Origin of the sequence: Myroides pelagicus (assembly GCF_009711055.1) — a bacterium.
GTDB lineage: Bacteria > Bacteroidota > Bacteroidia > Flavobacteriales > Flavobacteriaceae > Flavobacterium > Flavobacterium pelagicum.
Window position 1 is genome coordinate 43,541 of record NZ_WMJY01000011.1, and the last position, 16,996, is coordinate 60,536.

The 16,996-nt window shown below is 33.8% G+C and carries 15 protein-coding genes; 13 read left to right on the forward strand and 2 right to left on the reverse strand.

Annotation, left to right across the window (positions count from 1 at the left end):
- Nucleotides 1-30: 30 nt before the first annotated feature.
- The 13 genes from rplI to GJV77_RS06685 all read left to right on the forward strand — a co-directional run bounded on the left by rplI (nt 31) and on the right by GJV77_RS06685 (nt 12,043).
- The gene (gene rplI, locus GJV77_RS06625) at nt 31-474 is read left to right on the forward strand and encodes a 50S ribosomal protein L9 (RefSeq protein WP_155035595.1); all 444 of its coding nucleotides are present in this window, start codon (nt 31-33) and stop codon (nt 472-474) included.
- A 179-nt stretch (nt 475-653) separates the two neighbouring features.
- The gene (locus GJV77_RS06630) at nt 654-1,127 is read left to right on the forward strand and encodes a DUF6495 family protein (RefSeq protein WP_155035596.1); all 474 of its coding nucleotides are present in this window, start codon (nt 654-656) and stop codon (nt 1,125-1,127) included.
- A gap of 10 nt (nt 1,128-1,137) precedes the next feature.
- Entirely contained in the window at nt 1,138-3,135 is a 1,998-nt protein-coding gene (ligA, locus tag GJV77_RS06635) for an NAD-dependent DNA ligase LigA (RefSeq protein WP_155035597.1), read from the forward strand.
- A 62-nt stretch (nt 3,136-3,197) separates the two neighbouring features.
- Nucleotides 3,198-3,713, forward strand: coding sequence for a DUF6913 domain-containing protein (locus GJV77_RS06640; protein ID WP_155035598.1), 516 nt, complete (start codon nt 3,198-3,200; stop codon nt 3,711-3,713).
- A 15-nt stretch (nt 3,714-3,728) separates the two neighbouring features.
- Nucleotides 3,729-4,610 carry a 4-hydroxy-tetrahydrodipicolinate synthase gene (gene dapA / locus GJV77_RS06645; protein ID WP_155035599.1) on the forward strand — a complete coding sequence of 294 codons (882 nt, stop codon included), beginning with the start codon at nt 3,729-3,731 and terminating at the stop codon, nt 4,608-4,610.
- An 11-nt stretch (nt 4,611-4,621) separates the two neighbouring features.
- The gene (locus GJV77_RS06650) at nt 4,622-5,137 is read left to right on the forward strand and encodes a ferritin (protein WP_155035600.1); all 516 of its coding nucleotides are present in this window, start codon (nt 4,622-4,624) and stop codon (nt 5,135-5,137) included.
- Between the two features lie 164 nt (nt 5,138-5,301).
- The gene (locus GJV77_RS06655) at nt 5,302-6,108 is read left to right on the forward strand and encodes an outer membrane protein assembly factor BamD (RefSeq protein WP_155035601.1); all 807 of its coding nucleotides are present in this window, start codon (nt 5,302-5,304) and stop codon (nt 6,106-6,108) included.
- 11 nt (nt 6,109-6,119) lie between these two features.
- Complete coding sequence (locus tag GJV77_RS06660; RefSeq protein ID WP_155035602.1) at nt 6,120-6,437, forward strand: DNA-directed RNA polymerase subunit omega; 318 nt, start codon at nt 6,120-6,122, stop codon at nt 6,435-6,437.
- A gap of 14 nt (nt 6,438-6,451) precedes the next feature.
- On the forward strand, nt 6,452-7,660 hold the full coding sequence (gene coaBC, locus GJV77_RS06665) for a bifunctional phosphopantothenoylcysteine decarboxylase/phosphopantothenate--cysteine ligase CoaBC (protein ID WP_155035603.1): 1,209 nt from the start codon (nt 6,452-6,454) through the stop codon (nt 7,658-7,660).
- Nucleotides 7,653-8,537, forward strand: coding sequence for a type IX secretion system protein PorD (porD, locus tag GJV77_RS06670; protein WP_155035604.1), 885 nt, complete (start codon nt 7,653-7,655; stop codon nt 8,535-8,537). The genes coaBC and porD overlap by 8 nt, the downstream gene beginning before the upstream one ends.
- Nucleotides 8,538-8,553: 16 nt before the next feature.
- On the forward strand, nt 8,554-10,209 hold the full coding sequence (recN, locus tag GJV77_RS06675; protein WP_155035605.1) for a DNA repair protein RecN: 1,656 nt from the start codon (nt 8,554-8,556) through the stop codon (nt 10,207-10,209).
- Nucleotides 10,210-10,373: 164 nt separating this feature from the next.
- The gene (locus tag GJV77_RS06680) at nt 10,374-11,375 is read left to right on the forward strand and encodes a sensor histidine kinase (RefSeq protein WP_155035606.1); all 1,002 of its coding nucleotides are present in this window, start codon (nt 10,374-10,376) and stop codon (nt 11,373-11,375) included.
- Complete coding sequence (locus GJV77_RS06685; RefSeq protein ID WP_155035607.1) at nt 11,351-12,043, forward strand: LytR/AlgR family response regulator transcription factor; 693 nt, start codon at nt 11,351-11,353, stop codon at nt 12,041-12,043. Before GJV77_RS06680 ends, GJV77_RS06685 begins: the two co-directional genes overlap by 25 nt.
- 80 nt (nt 12,044-12,123) lie before the next feature.
- Here the strand turns inward: GJV77_RS06685 and GJV77_RS06690 are convergent, their stop codons facing one another.
- Both GJV77_RS06690 and GJV77_RS06695 read right to left on the reverse strand, forming a co-directional pair.
- Nucleotides 12,124-14,346 carry an NADP-dependent isocitrate dehydrogenase gene (locus GJV77_RS06690; RefSeq protein WP_155035608.1) on the reverse strand — a complete coding sequence of 741 codons (2,223 nt, stop codon included), beginning with the start codon at nt 14,344-14,346 and terminating at the stop codon, nt 12,124-12,126.
- 236 nt (nt 14,347-14,582) lie between these two features.
- Nucleotides 14,583-16,994, reverse strand: a complete 2,412-nt coding sequence (locus GJV77_RS06695; RefSeq protein ID WP_155035609.1) for a GumC family protein — start codon at nt 16,992-16,994, stop codon at nt 14,583-14,585.
- Nucleotides 16,995-16,996 lie beyond the last annotated feature (2 nt).

Here is a 16,996-nt window from a genome sequence, read left to right on the forward strand (position 1 = left end):
AAACCTAACTTCTTTAAAAAGGACATCAACATGGAAATTATCTTAAAACAAGACGTTCAGAAATTAGGATTTAAAGATGACGTAGTAACTGTAAAACCAGGATACGGACGTAACTATTTAATTCCTCAAGGAATAGCTGTATTGGCTACACCTTCTGCAAAGAAAGTATTAGCTGAGAACTTAAAACAAAGAGCTCATAAAGAAGCTAAAATTGTTGCTGATGCAAAAGTTATTGCTGAAGCATTAAAAGCTCTTGAAATCAAAATCGCTGTTAAAGCTGGTGGGGAGAAATTATTTGGATCTGTTACTAATCAAGATTTAGCACAAGAATTTGCTAAAAACGGTCAAGAAATAGATAAAAAATATATTACATCTGGAGTTATCAAACGTTTAGGGAAATATACTGCTACAGTACGTTTACACCGTGACGTTATAGTTGAAGTTGACTACGAAGTAGTTGCTGAGCAAGAGTAATCAATTTATTGATACATATAAATAAGAAAGCCCTCTATTTTTAGAGGGCTTTTTTGTGTTTTATGGTGCTGTGATTAGGTTATTTTAGTCTTTTTTTTGTTGATTGATATTAGATCTTCTGTCTTTTTATTCTTATGTGGTCTTTAATTCTTATTTTTGAGTTTTGAAATTTATTAGATATGAAATATACGCGTCTTACAAAGGAACAGCTTGAAGAAATGCACCCAGAGTTTACTAACTTTTTGGCTTCACAACAGATTGATAAACAAGAGTGGGATAAGTTAAAGGAGGACAAGCCAGAAGTAGCAGAGCAGGAAATTGATATCTTTTCAGATTTAGTATGGGAAGGAGTTTTAAATAAAGCACAATTCTTAGAACACTATTCTAAAAATCATATATTCTTGTTTAGTTTTGATGATAAATATATTCATACAATAGTAATTAAATCTCTTCAAGATGACATTGATTTTATGACCAAAGAAGGGTTGCAGTGGTTAAGTGATGCTGTATTTACAGAGGCAGTAGAAATTAAGCACGGAGGGAAAGAGTTTGGTAATGACCGTAATAAAGAAATTTTTGATATTATTCAACAGGGGGCGATTTTGAGTGAGGGAGAGTTATATGGTCAGTTTAAAGAAATGTTGAAGTTATAAGTAGCTAGAGATGACCACACAAGAAAAAATTACTGCGTTAAGAGAGGAATTGAATTTGCATAATTATAATTATTATGTATTAGATAACCCTACCATTTCTGATTATGATTTTGATATAAAATTAAAGGAATTGGAAAGCTTGGAGCAGGCACATCCAGAGTTTTTTGATGTTGATTCCCCTACGCAACGAGTAGGAGGGATGATTACGAAAAATTTTACCACAGTTGTTCATGATCATCGTATGTATTCTTTAGAAAATTCATATTCAAAAGAAGATTTATTAGATTGGGAGCAGCGTTTACAGAAGAACTTAGGTGATGTGCAGTTGGAGTACACTTGTGAATTAAAATACGACGGTGCTTCAATCAGTATTACTTATGAGAATGGGGAGCTAGTAAGAGCAGTAACACGTGGAGATGGGATACAAGGAGATGATGTGACGAGTAATATTCGAACAATTCGTTCTGTGCCAATTAAGTTGAAAGGAGATTTTCCAGTACGTTTTGATATTCGTGGAGAGATTGTATTGCCCTTTGCGGGCTTTGAGAAAATGAATCAAGAGCTAATGGAAATTGGAGAAGCGCCGTATTCAAACCCACGTAATACAGCTTCTGGTAGTTTAAAACTACAAAATAGCGCTGAGGTAGCAAAACGCCCACTGGAATGTTTGTTATATTATATTGTAGGACAAGATTTAGGATTTGAAAGTCAATTTAAAGGATTAGAGAAAGCTCGTGAATGGGGTTTTAAAGTTCCAGTAGTTTCTCAGTTAGCTAATAATATTGACGAAGTATTTGCATTTATAGCGTATTGGGATGAACATCGCCATGAGTTACCGTATGAGACAGATGGTGTGGTGATAAAAGTAAATTCATTACATTATCAGGAGGAGTTGGGTTATACGTCAAAGTTTCCGAGATGGGCTATAGCGTATAAGTTTAAAGCAGAACAAGTAGAAACGAGATTAAATTCGATAAGCTATCAAGTAGGACGTACAGGGGCAATTACACCAGTGGCTAATTTGGAGCCTGTGCAGTTAGCGGGTACGATCGTGAAAAGAGCTTCATTGCACAATGCAGATCAAATAGCGAAGTTAGATATTCGAGTAGGAGATATGGTGTATGTGGAAAAAGGAGGAGAGATTATTCCTAAGATAGTAGGGATTGATTTGGGTGTTCGTCCAGAGAGTCTTGAGCGAACTATATATATTAAAGAATGTCCAGAGTGTGGAAGTAAGTTAGTGAGAAATGAAGGAGAGGCACAACATTATTGTTTGAATACTTATGGATGTCCTCCTCAGATAGCAGGAAGGATACAGCACTTTATTACTCGTAAGGCTATGGATATAGATGGCTTAGGAGAGGAAACAGTTGTTCTTTTATACAAAAATGGTTTAGTAGAGAACTATGCTGATTTGTATGAGTTAAAAAAAGAGCAATTGCTTGGTTTAGAGCGAATGGGAGAGAAATCAGCTGATAATCTACTTAAGGGGATAGAAATGTCTAAGCAGGTTCCGTTCGAGCGTGTTCTATATGCTTTAGGAATACGTTTTGTAGGAGAAACTGTTGCGAAGAAATTAGCTATTCATTATAAAAGTATAGATGTATTAGCGCAAGCTTCATTGATGGAGATGGTAATGGTAGATGAAATTGGTGAACGAATAGCGCAAAGTGTGATAGATTTCTTTAGTAATGAAAAAAATAAAGAGAATATCAAGCGATTAAAGACTTATGGTCTACAATTTGTATTAGAAGAGAAAGAGTCTACAGTGGTGTCAGAGATTCTCAAAGGGAAGACAGTTGTTGTTTCAGGTGTTTTTTTAAAGATGTCAAGAGATGAAATGAAACAAGCAATAGAAGACAATGGAGGGAAAAATGGTAGTTCTATTTCATCAAAGACTGATTATTTAGTTGCAGGAGATAAAATGGGGCCATCTAAACTGGAAAAGGCTACAAAGTTGGGAATTACCATTTTGAATGAAGATGAATTTTTAAGTATGATTCAATAAATCGATGTTAAAACTGTAACACGGTTTGCGAATTTTTTTAAATTCACAAAAATCACAGAGGTATGTTGTTCGATGCAGTTAAAAAAAAGGCTTTACGTAAAGCAGTAGAGAGTTCGGTATTACCGTCTGTACCTTCAGAATTTAATTATCAAGTAAAGACAATTGGTATATTATCGGAGAAGAAGGAACAAGCGATGGTGGAAAAGATGATTGATGTGTTGGTAAAGAGAGGGATTTCTAGAGATAACATTTACGTATTGTATTACGATAGCAGCAATTCTAAAGCAGATGAGCGAGCTTTGTATGTTTTTAAATTGAGAGATTTTGAGTCTAGTTTAAAGACGTCGAATGAATCCTTACGTGTATTTGTGGAAAAGCCATTTGATCTTTTAATTAGTTTTTATAAGAGTGACGCTATTCCTATGTTATGGGGGACGAGTCAGTCAAAAGCAAAGTTCAAAGTAGGTTTAGCCTCCGTTACATCATTTGTAAATCATTTTAATTTAGATATGAATGATTTAGATGCGGAGATTTATGTGAAATTATTATTTGAGTATATAAATATTTTTAAACACTAACAGTCAAGAATTATTATGCAATCATTAAAAGGGACTGGTGTAGCATTAATTACACCTTTTACAAGTGACCTTTCAGTAGATGTAGTAGCTCTACAAAACTTGGTAGAGTATGTAATCGAAGGAGGAGTTGAGTACCTTGTTGTCCTAGGAACAACGGGAGAATCTGTAACGTTAACGACAGAAGAAAAGCAGTTGGTCAAACGTATCGTAGTGGAGGCTAATAAGAAACGCTTGCCTTTAGTTTTAGGAGTAGGAGGGAATAATACTCAGGAAGTAGTTTCTGAATTGACACAAGAGAATCTAGAAGGATTTGATGCTATTTTATCAGTTTCTCCTTACTATAACAAACCAACACAAGAAGGTATATATCAGCATTTTAAAATGATTGCTGAACAAAGTCCTTTACCTATTATTCTGTATAATGTTCCAGGACGTACAGGGAGTAATATGAGTCCTGATACGATAGTACGTTTGGCTGATGATTTTACCAATGTGATTGGAGTGAAAGAAGCTGCTGGAAGTTTGGTACAGGGGATGGAAATCATTCGCAAAGTAGCTAGAAAAGATTTCTTAGTTGTTTCAGGAGATGACGCAATTGCTTTACCTTTGGTATTAGCTGGAGGAGCAGGAGTGATATCTGTAATTGGACAGGGAATACCTGCTAAGTTTTCAGAAATGATTCGCTTGGGATTGTCAAGAAAAGTAGATGAAGCATTTGAATTACAATATGAAATGATGCCTATAATCGATATGATTTTTGAGCAAGGTAATCCTGCAGGAATAAAAGAAATATTGAAGTTGGCTAAAATATCTGATGCTTATTTGCGTTTACCATTAGTAAATGTAGATAAGTGTTTGGAAGAAAGAATAGAGAGAGAATATAATAAAATAAAATAAAATAAGACAATATGTTATCAGATAAATTACAAGAAGCTTTAAATGAACAAGTTAAATTAGAAGGGGATTCTTCTCAGATATATTTAGCAATGGCATCATGGGCTGAGCTTCAGGGTTTTGAAGGAATTGCAACTTTTATGTTTGCACAGTCAGATGAAGAGCGTCAACATATGTTGAAATTGGTTAAATACATTAATCAAAGAGGAGGAGAGGCTGTAATACCGGCGGTTACTAAACCAGAATTAGACCATAGTTCATTCAAAACATTATTCGAGCAATTGTTTAACCATGAAGTATTTGTATCTAAAAGTATTAATGAGTTAGTTCATATTGCGTTAGAAGAAAGAGATTATGCGACACATAACTTTTTACAGTGGTATGTATCTGAACAAATTGAAGAAGAGGCTACTGCACGTACAATCTTAGACAAAATCAATTTGATTGGAGATGATAAGGGAGGATTATACTTATTTGATAATGATATCAAAGGGTTTAATCAACAAGGAGCTAATAATACGGCAATCTAGTAGTCTATTAAGAATTAGAATATTAAGAAAAGGTGTCTATAAAATGACATCTTTTCTTTTTCATGTAAAAAGGTTTTTGTATAATGCAATTAATAACTAAATTTGCAATTGCTTTGTAGTAAGTATGCAGAAGCACTTTTGTTTAAAAAACTATAAAATTATTTATGAAAAGATATATCGGTTTATCTCTTTTGATGCTTTTTCTGGTTGGGTGTAGTCCTATGCAAAAAGCATTGAAATCAGAGGATTTAGAATATAAAAAGGAGGTAGCAAACCAATATTACGAACAAAAGAAGTATAGACGTGCTATACGCTTATATGAGCAGCTAGAGTCAGCTTATCGAGCGCGTCCTGATGCTGAAGATATGTACTTTAACTTTGCTGAGGCTACATATATTACAAAGGATTATGAGACAGCAGGTTCGAGATTTAGAATATTTGCTTCGAGTTATCCACGTAGTGAGAAGAGAGAAGAAGCCTTGTTGAAAGAGATAAAGTGTGGTATTAAACTGTCTCCAGTATACTCGTTAGATCAGTATATTACTGATGAGACAATTGAAAAGCTACAACGTTTTATTGATCAGTATCCAACATCGGATTTTGTGTTTGAAGCTAATTCATTGATGAGTGATTTGAATAAAAAGCTAGAACGCAAAGCCTATGAGAATGCTAAGCAATTAAATACTATTGGAGGATATACTAGAAACTATTCAGCGGCAATTATAGCTTTGGATAATTTCATATATGATTTTCCTGGTACAGAGTTTAAAGAAGATGCTTTATTTTATAAGTTAGATTCAGCCTATAAATTAGCAATGAATAGTGTATTGTATAAGATGGAAGAGCGTTTGATAAATGCACAAACTATGTATGAAGGATTGATTCGTTTTAATGCTGATACGAAGTATAGAAGTGAGGCGGATGATATGCTAGAGGATATAAATAAAGAATTAGAAAAATTTTCAAAATAATTTTAAGCGAGATGGATTTAAAGAAAACAAATGCTCCTGTAAACACAGTTACTTATAACAAGAATACAATAGAGGAACCGGTAGGTAACGTTTATAAAGCTATTACAATTATTGCAAAGAGAGCTAGTCAAATCAACACGGAGATTAAAGGAGAGTTGATTGAGAAATTAGAGGAGTTCGCTACGTATAATGATAGTTTAGATGAAGTTTTTGAAAATAAAGAACAAATCGAAGTATCTAAGTTTTATGAGAAACTTCCAAAAGCACATGCACTTGCTGTTGAAGAATGGTTAGAAGGAAAAGTGACTTTTAAAGAAGCAGTTAAATAATTTATACTAAGAAAATGTCAGTATTAAGCGGAAAAAAAGTAATACTGGGTATCACTGGAGGAATTGCCGCTTATAAATCGGCAAGCTTAGTACGTCTACTAATAAAAGCAGGTGCAGAAGTACAAGTACTTATGACACCTGCTTCTCATCAATTTGTCACTCCTTATACCTTATCTACTTTATCAAAGAAACCAGTTTATACCAAATTCTTCAATGCTGGTGATGAAGGAGGGACTTGGAATAATCACGTCGATTTAGCGCTATGGGCAGACTTAATGCTTATTGCACCAACTACTGCAAGTACATTGGGAAAAATGGCTAATGGTATTTGCGATAATCTATTAATGGCAGTGTATTTGTCTGCAAAGTGTCCGGTTTATGTAGCTCCTGCTATGGACTTGGATATGTATGCGCATCCATCAACTGAATTGAACTTACAACGTTTAATGTCTTATGGAAATTTAATTATACCAGCTGAAGAAGGAGAGTTGGCTAGTGGTTTAGTAGGAAAAGGAAGAATGGCGGAGCCTGAACATATTATCGACTACATTAAAGAGGAGTTATCTAAATCGTTAGCTCTATCAGGGAAGAAAGTCCTTGTAACAGCGGGACCAACTTATGAACCTATAGACCCTGTGCGTTTTATTGGTAACCACTCATCTGGAAAGATGGGATTTGATATTGCAAATAGTTTAGCTAAGTACGGTGCAGAAGTATATTTAGTTGCAGGTCCGACTCATCTTGTTACCAAAGAGGCTGGTATTAGGATTATTCATGTAACGTCAGCGTTAGAGATGTATGATGCTTGTCATCGTGTATTTGGGGAAGTAGATGTTGTGGTTGCAGCAGCAGCAGTAGCAGATTATAGACCTAAGTATGTAGCAGATCAAAAGATTAAAAAGAATAGCGAAGAATTCGTCATCGAATTAGAGAAGAATCCGGATATACTAGCTTCTTTAGGGGCTATTAAAAAGCATCAGTTTTTAGTTGGTTTTGCTTTAGAAACCGAAAATGAGGAGGAATACGCTAAGCAAAAGATTAAGAAAAAGAATTTAGATCTTATCGTATTAAATTCTTTGAATGATAAAGGAGCTGGTTTTGGTAAACCAACAAATAAAGTTACCTTTATAGATAAGGATTTCAATATTCAACCAATGGATTTGAAATCGAAGGAAGAAGTCGCCAACGATATTGTGAAAAAAATAATAAAGCATTATGAATAAACTAATTTGGCTATGCGTTTTTTTATCCTTGTTAATCAATTCTTATGGACAAGAGTTGCAAGCAACTGTAAATATCAATCATAGTCAAGTAGGTAATAGTAATCAGGCTTATTTTAAAACATTAGAGCGCTCTTTACAAGAGTTTGTTAATAATACACGTTGGTCTTCTGAGTCATATGGGGCAATTGAGAAAATAGATTGCGTTTTTATACTTACAGTAAACTCTTATAGTAATAATACAGTGAGTGGTAGTCTGCAAGTACAAGCGACTCGACCAGTTTATAATTCATCTTATTCTACACCGATTTTAAACTTTAATGATAAGGATATTTCATTTTCGTATATTGAATTTGAGAACTTGTTTTACAACCCTAATTCGTTTGATTCGAATTTGGTTAGTTTAATTGCATTTTACGCCAATGTTATAATTGGATTAGATGGAGATACTTTTAAGCAGAATGGAGGTAACGAATCTTTGCAAGCTGCAGCTAGTATAGTATCATTAGCACAACAATCAGGAGCTAAAGGTTGGAAACAAGGAGATGGTACAGCAAATAGATACTATTTGATAAATGATATTATTGCAGGTACAGGTGAAGCGTATCGAAAAGCAATGTATACTTATCATTTGAAAGGATTGGATCAGATGGCGTCTAATCTAGAGATGGGACGTGATGGTATCTATGAGTCTCTTAAACAATTGGAAGCTTTGCATGCAATACGACCTAATTCTTTTTTAATGCGCATTTTTTTTGACGCAAAGACAGAAGAGTTAAATAGTATCTATTCTGGTATTACGGATAAGAATAAAAAGCTAGTAGTTAGTTTATTGAAAAAGCTAGCTCCTCTGAATACTTCTAAATGGGATAATTTGTAGTAAAAAAGGAAAAGTTATGTTGAGTTTATTAACAATTAAGAATTTTGCTTTAATTGAGTCGTTGGAACAGGCATTTGATGAAGGCTTTACTATAATTACTGGAGAGACAGGTGCTGGTAAATCGATATTGCTTGGAGCTCTAGGATTACTACAAGGTAAAAGAGCAGATTTAGCCTCGCTTAAAAATAAAGAAGAAAAGTGTATTGTTGAAGGACACTTTAATCTAGTTAATTACAATTTAGAGGAGGTGTTTGATAGTTTATCTGTTGATTATGAAGAGATAACAATTATTCGTAGAGAGATTTTGCCTTCAGGTAAATCCCGTGCATTTGTCAACGATAGTCCTGTTAATTTATCTGACTTACAAGTTTTAAGTAGTTACTTAATAGATATTCATTCGCAGCATCAAACGGGAGAATTGTCAGATGAAAATTACCAGTTGCAAATTATTGATATAATTGCTGATAATCATAGCTTGCTTGAAGAATATAGTACAACTTTAAAAGAGTACAAACAACGCGTTAATGAATTAGCCGATTATATCGAATTACAAAGTTCTTTAGTTAAAGAACAAGATTATAACAACTTTTTATTACAAGAGCTAGAAGAGGCTAATCTAACTAGTTTAAATCAAGTAGTGTTAGAGCAAGAGTATGAAAAACTGAATAATGTAGAACATGTTAGAGAAAGTTTTACTCACGCTTCGTCTTTGTTTACTGAGGAACAAGTAGGAGTAATTTCAAACTTAAGAGAAATACGTACTTTACTACAAAAGATCTCAGGTCTCGATGCAGAATATAAGGAATTAACTGATCGTGTGATTAGTGTTGATATTGAAGTAAGTGATATAGCCAATGATTTGGAAAGTTTAATCGAGTCGGTTATTTCAGATCCAGAACAAATGACGTTAATCAATGAGCGCCTTCAATTGTTATATGCGTTACAAAAGAAACATCAAGTATCTACAGTAGAAGAACTGCTTAAAATCGAAGAAGAATTAAGTTCTAAAGTTTTTAAAGCAAATAGCTTAGAAGAACAAATCGAAAAGGCTCAAAAGGATATCAAGCGTTTAGAAGACCGCTTGAGTGTGTTAGCTAATAATATATCTACAGCACGTAAAGATGTGATTCCTAGTTTGCAAAAGCAATTGATTGATATACTTAGTTTGGTAGGAATGCCAGCGTCACGATTTAGATTTAAATTTATCGAAGCTGCACATTTTCTATCAAATGGTAAAGATCAAATTCAATTAATGTTTTCTGCGAATAAAGGAAGTGATTTTGGTTTACTCAAAAAGGTAGCTTCTGGAGGTGAAATGTCGCGTATAATGTTAGCTATAAAATCGGTGTTGGCGGTTTATTCTAATTTGCCAACTATTATCTTTGATGAGATTGATACTGGTGTATCTGGGGAAGTTGCTGATAAAATGGGGAATATTATGAGGGATATGAGCTCAAAGATGCAGGTTTTTGCTATTACTCATTTACCACAAATAGCTTGTAAAGGTAACACTCACTTCAAAGTATTTAAGTCAGAAGACAAAGGAGGGACAATATCGCAACTAGTAGAGTTGAAAGATGACAAACGCGTCAACGAAATTGCTCAGATGTTGTCTGGTGCTGATATATCTGAATCTGCAATACTCCATGCAAAGGAACTTTTGCAGAAGTAATAGGATAGTAGCATCTACAAGTTAATTTACTTTCAGGGATTTACCTTTATTAATTGAATAGAAGCTAAAGTATTAGCTCTTGAAAAGAATTATACTAATGGTTTGTAGATAACTAGGAGTATTTGGTAGCTGATTATTGTCTTTTGATTCGTATTTTTGAATATATGAAAGTATTAGGCAAGATTTATTCGAATTTTTGGTTTAGGAATATAGTCGTTATCGTTTTATTAGTCTGTGTGTTTACATTTGCTGCATCTGCTGATAAAAGGGAACGTACGTTGAGTCAGATATGGATAGAGTTACTACCGGACTTTTTTATTATTTATGGTGCTATTATTGTCAGTAACCTTACGATGATTAAGCGCTATGTCATAACAAAACAGTACGATAAGTTTTTTCCATTAGCTTTTTGCTATTGGACAGGGGTTATTATTGGTAAAGGGTATGTAAATATGCGCACACATGATTTTGATTCCTGGTTGATAGAGACAGTTAATGTATTGTTTTTTGCTTTTCTGGGTACTGGTGCTTACTTTATCCATTTATGGACGTTTAACGATATCACAGTCAGAGAAAAACGTCTAGTGAGTACTGTAGCAGAACTAGATTTCTTAAAGATGCAACTCAATCCCCATTTCCTCTTGAATGCAATGAATAATCTTTATGGGGAGGCATTAACCAATCCTAACGAGACCCCAGAGCGTATTTTGCAGTTGTCGCATTTACTTCGTTATCAGTTAGAGGCTACAAAGAAAGAGTTTGTTGATGTAAAAGATGAAATAGAGTTCCTTAATGAATATTTTAATTATTACAAGTTTCGAAGTAATAATTTAATTGTAGATATTGATTACAAAGGAGTTGTAGGTAAGTTTAAGATTCCTCCATTGATGTATTTTAGTTTAGTAGAGAATGCAATTAAGTTTAGTTTGCAGACTGATAATCCTTATGTGAAATTACGTTGTTATGAAAGAAATAATCGATTGTTTTTTGAAATAGAGAATAGTTGCCTTTCTGATGAGTTAGTGCAGAATGGTACAGGTGTGGGTATTAAAAACTTGGAGCGACGTCTTGAAGTAACTAAATTGCCTTATAAATTTATAAGAAACAAAACTAAGAACTATTATAAAACCAAACTAGAGTTATGGGAATTACCTATAAATGCTTAATTGTAGATGACGAGAAGCCTGCACATCAGGTTTTATTAAGTCATATTAATCAGTGTGCTGAATTAATTTGTGTAGGACATGCTTATAATGGTAAAGAAGCATTAACTTTTATACAAGAGAACGAAGTTGATATTTTATTTCTTGATATCAATATGCCTTTAGTATCAGGGATAGAGTTTTTAGGTATGCTTGCTGTTAAGCCAACTACAATTGTAACTACTGCCTATTCAGACTACGCATTAGATTCTTATCAGAATGATGCGGTTGATTACTTATTGAAACCTATTTCTTTTGCAAAGTTTCTGAAAGCAGTAGAGAAAGCAAAAGTTTTCTGTAAAGACAGAGGGGGACAGCAAGAAGCACCTTCTGTTATTAGTATTAAAGAAGATGGAGTTGATTATAAAGTTAATCTTGATGATATTTTATATATCGAAAGTGCGGGTAATTATATTAAAGTGTTTACCACAGGTAGACGTAAGAGTTACTTTGTCTATGGCTCACTAATAGGAATCAAGTCGGAACTTTTAAGAGATAGTTTTATTCAAGTGCATCGTTCATTTGTGATTAACAAGGAACAAGTTAAAAAACGCTTAGCTAGTAAAGTAATTATGAATAATGATGAAGAAGTACCTATCGGGCGTAAATACCAGATATTGTTAGATATATAAAATATATTCAAAGTAGTAAGTAGAAGAAAAAAGGAGGTTTATACAAACCTCCTTTTTTAGTATTGTGTAAAGCTTAATTATTAAGCGATTGAATCAACAATTTTATTCAATGTTGAACTAGGTCTCATTGCTTTAGCAGTAGCTTCTTGGTTTGGTTGATAATAGCCTTGAATAGCTTGGTGCTTACCTTGTGCTTCAATAAGTTCTTTATTTATTTCAACTTCATTTGCAATCATTTCATTAGCGATAGGAGTAAATTTAGCTTTTAATTCAGCATCTTTATCTTGATTGGCTAATGCTTCTGCCCAGTACATTGCTAAATAGAAGTGTGAACCTCTATTGTCAATAGAACCAATTCTACGAGCAGGTGATTTATCATTGTCTAAGAATTTAGCAGTAGCTTCATCTAGAGTTTCAGCTAGCACTAATGCTTTTGCATTGTTTTGTGTTTGACTTAAGTGCTCAAAAGATGCTCCTAAGGCCAAGAATTCACCTAATGAGTCCCAACGTAAGTATCCTTCTTCAATAAATTGTTCGATGTGTTTTGGTGCTGATCCACCTGCTCCCGTTTCGAATAACCCACCACCATTCATTAATGGAACAATAGAAAGCATTTTTGCAGAAGTACCTACTTCTAAGATAGGGAATAAATCAGTTAAGTAATCACGTAAAACGTTTCCTGTAACTGATATCGTATCTAATCCTTGACGAATTCTATCTACTGAAACTTTAGTTGCTTCAACAGGGTTTAATATTCTAATGTCTAAACCAGTTGTGTCGTGATCTTGTAAGTATTTTTTTACTTTAGCAATTATTTCTCTATCGTGTGCTCTGTTTTCATCTAACCAGAAAATTGCTGGAGTATCAGATAAACGTGAACGATTAACAGCTAGTTTAACCCAATCTTGAATTGGTGCATCTTTAGTCTGACACATTCTGAAGATATCTCCTGACTCTACGTTTTGTTCGAAGAAGATGTTTCCTTTATCATCAGACACGCGTATAGTACCAGCGGCTTCTGCTTGGAATGTTTTATCATGAGAACCATATTCTTCAGCTTTTTGAGCCATTAAACCTACATTTGGAACTGATCCCATTGTAGTAGGGTTGTATGCACCATTAGCTTTACAGTCTTCGATTACAGTTTGGTAAACACCAGCGTAGCAACGGTCTGGTATGATAGCTAAAGTATCTTGTTGTTTACCTTCTTTGTTCCACATTTGTCCTGAAGTACGAATCATTGCAGGCATAGAAGCATCTACGATTACATCAGAAGGAACGTGTAAGTTTGTAATTCCTTTATCAGAATTTACCATTGCAATATCTGGTCCATTAGCAATAGCAGTATCAATAGCAGCCTTTATCTCTGCTTCTTTAACGTGTCCTGCAATCTTAGCGTATAAGTCACCTAGACCATTGTTTGGTATGATTCCTAATTCAGCGAAGACATCTGCATATTTAGCATATACGTCTGCAAAGTAACCTTCTACAACAGCTCCAAAAATAATAGGATCTGACACCTTCATCATGGTAGCTTTTAAGTGTGTAGAGAACAATATTCCTTTTGCTTTTGCTTCTTCTTTACATTCAGAAACGAAAGCTTTTAATTTATTTAATGTCATTACTGATGAATCAATTACTTCTCCTGCTAATAAAGGAGCGTAATCTTTTAGCAACTTAGTACTTCCATCTTTTGCAACGAATTCAATTTTAAAATTAGTGTTTTCAGCTACAGTAACTGATTTTTCAGTACCATAAAAATCACCTTCTTGCATTGACGCTACACTAGTTATTGAATTTGCTGACCAAGCTCCCATTGAGTGAGGGTGTTTTTTTGCATAGTTCTTTACTGCTTTTGGTGCTCTACGATCTGAATTTCCTTCACGTAAAACAGGGTTTACAGCTGAACCAAGAACTTTTGCATATTTAGCTTTGATTGCCTTTTCTTCATCATTTTTAGGATCTGCAGGATAGTTTGGTACTGCAAAACCATGTGCTTGTAATTCTTTTATTGCCTCATTTAACTGTGGAATAGAAGCAGATATATTAGGGAGTTTAATAATATTTGCTTCTGGTGTTTTTGCTAGGTTACCTAGTTCACTTAATGCATCACCAATCTTTTGATCTTCTTTTAAGAATTCAGAAAAGTTTGCAAGGATTCTTCCTGCTAATGAAATATCGCGAGTTTCTACATCGATATTTGCTGTTTTAGCGAATGCTTGTACGATTGGTAAAAAAGAAAAGGTAGCTAACATTGGTGCTTCATCCGTTAGCGTGTAAAGGATTTTAGATTTTTGTGTCATTCTTTTGTATTTTAAATGAAAACAATATTATTGTTGACAGGTGTCTGTCGTATTTTTTAAAAGTTTAAAGCAAATATACTAAATCACTACTACAATTCTTACTAAAATACCCCTTAGTTATGTCGATTTGCTAATTTGATATTTCGAGCTTTGTATATTTACAAATTGATATTTTTTGATATAATATTTTGTCGATTAATGAAAAAAGGCCGTTCAGCATTGAACGACCTTTTTGACTAGTCTTTATTTAATATTTTTTTCCACCAAGGGCGGTTTTTAGCTTCGTTTTCTTGGCCATAACCATAGCCATAACCATAACCATAGCCATAACCACCGTATCCTTTAGTCGTATTCGTGTCATTTAAAATGATAGACATATTAGTTAACTTACCTTCTTTATGAAGATCATTAGGCAGCTTTAGCATGCGTTTGTCTAAATAATTTGCTCTAGCTACATAGATAAATGTATCAGCATATTTAGCAATTAATAATGTATCTGTAACTAAACTAATAGGTGCTGTATCCACAATGATATAGTCGTATTGGTCTTTTAATTCTTCGAATAATTCTCCAATTCGGTTGCCCATTAATAATTCGGCTGGGTTTGGAGGAATTGTTCCTGCTGGTAATGCGTAGAAATTGTCGTAACCATCAACTTTTACAATAAACTTATTAATATCCTCTTCTTTTCTCAATAAGTAATCTGATACCCCTTGAGTTGGAAGCATGATATAATCATCTAGGCGTGGATTACGTAAATCTAATCCAATTAGTAATGTTTTCTTTCCTGATAGTGCGATTGTAGCAGCAGTATTAACAGAAGTAAACGTTTTACCTTCCTTAGGGAAAGTTGACGTTAAGAAAATCATTTTAGCTTTACCCTCTTGAGTATTGCTAAGCATAAATTCTAAGTTCGTACGAATGATACGGAGTGCTTCTGCTGTACTCGTTCTACTAGATATGTCAACAATTTTAGAGTTGTCATCAGAGTGTGGTATATCTCCTAAGAAAGGTAAATTAGTACCATTTTCGATATCTATACGCGATTTCACTTTAGTGTCTAGTAAGCTACGTAAGTATATAATTGCAAAAGGAATTAAACCTCCCATAATTAAAGCAGCTAATAGGATTATCGCTTTTTTAGGAGATACTGGTTTGTCTGAGCTTTTTGCTAAGTCAATGACTTTTGCATTTAGATCAGTTGCTGCTAATGCAATAGCTGTTTCTTCTCTTTTTTGGAATAGATATAAGTAAATAGCTTCTTTTACCTTTTGTTGTCTATCTATAATTCTGAACTCTCTTTCTTGTCTCGGTACTTGAGCTAATCTATTGCGTAATTCTGATTCCTTTTCTGAAAGTTCTTTTTGGGTAATCTTCAATGAGTTTTGTAATCTCACAAGACTTTCCATTACTGACGCTTTCATGGCAGCAATTTGATTATCTAATTTGATAACTGCTGGGTTTTTTGCTGTAGAGCTTGTACTAATTCTGTTTCTGTCTAACACAATATTGTTATATTGGTTGATCAGACTATTTGAGCTAGCATCTGATGATATTATATTGCCAGGAATTAATTCATCTGGTTGACTCTTTTTTAAGAATTCAATCATAGAAGTAACGACTTTTAATTCCGTTTCATTCTCGATGATTTGTTTTTCGTAAACATTGGTATTCTGAAGATATAAGCCTAACTCTGTAGGAATATCCGTAATATTGTTTCTTGATTTGTAGCCTTCTACTGTTTTTTCTACATCACCTAGCTCTTCAGTAATTAGATTTAAACGACTCTCGATAAATTCTGAAGTTTTCTCTGAGATGAATCGTTTGTCCGCAATTGCAGCATCGTTATATAGATTTACTAAAGTGTTTAAGTAGTCAATTGCTTTGCTAGGTGTAGCGTCTAATAATGAAAGATCTAATACACTTGAGAACTTATCTGTTGGAGCTATTTGTAGATTTTTCACATAGTTGTCTACGACTTTTTGTATTGGGAAAATCTCAACGGTAACTTCTGTAACAGCTTTATCGCCTTCATCATTGTCTTTCACTTTTACTAAAGTAGGAAGTGGCTTATCTGCATTTTTAGTGACAATTAATTTACCTAATAGGGTTTCTACAGTATCGTTATACTTGAATGTACCTATTTCTTGTTTTTCTTCGTTAACTAAGGTATAAGTGTCTGTACTTATATTATTTACATAAAAAGTGTAACGAATATTGTCAAAATCATATACGCGTTCTACAAAGTTGAAAGTAATAGGGCTGTTTTTATACATATTACTTTTAACTACTCTTCCTTCATTGATATAAGCGATATTTAAAGCTAGGTTTCTTACCGTGCGCTCAGCTAAACTTCTAGATTGAAGAATTTGTGTTTCATTTTCTACATTACTCTTTCCGCCAGATAACAATCCAAGATCTGAAAAAGCAGCCATTTCTGAGGCGATTCCTCCTCCTCTTTTTTCATCTTTTACGATGATGGTTGTATTTATTTTATAGGTCTTTTCGCTGTAACGTAAGTAGATTACCGCTAGGACCAATGTTACTATTACACTCAAAATAAACCAGCGCCAATGCACTAAGTACTTTTCAAGTTCTTCTCTGATGTTTATATTGTTGTCGTCGTTGTTGTCAAATTTGTTTTCCATAG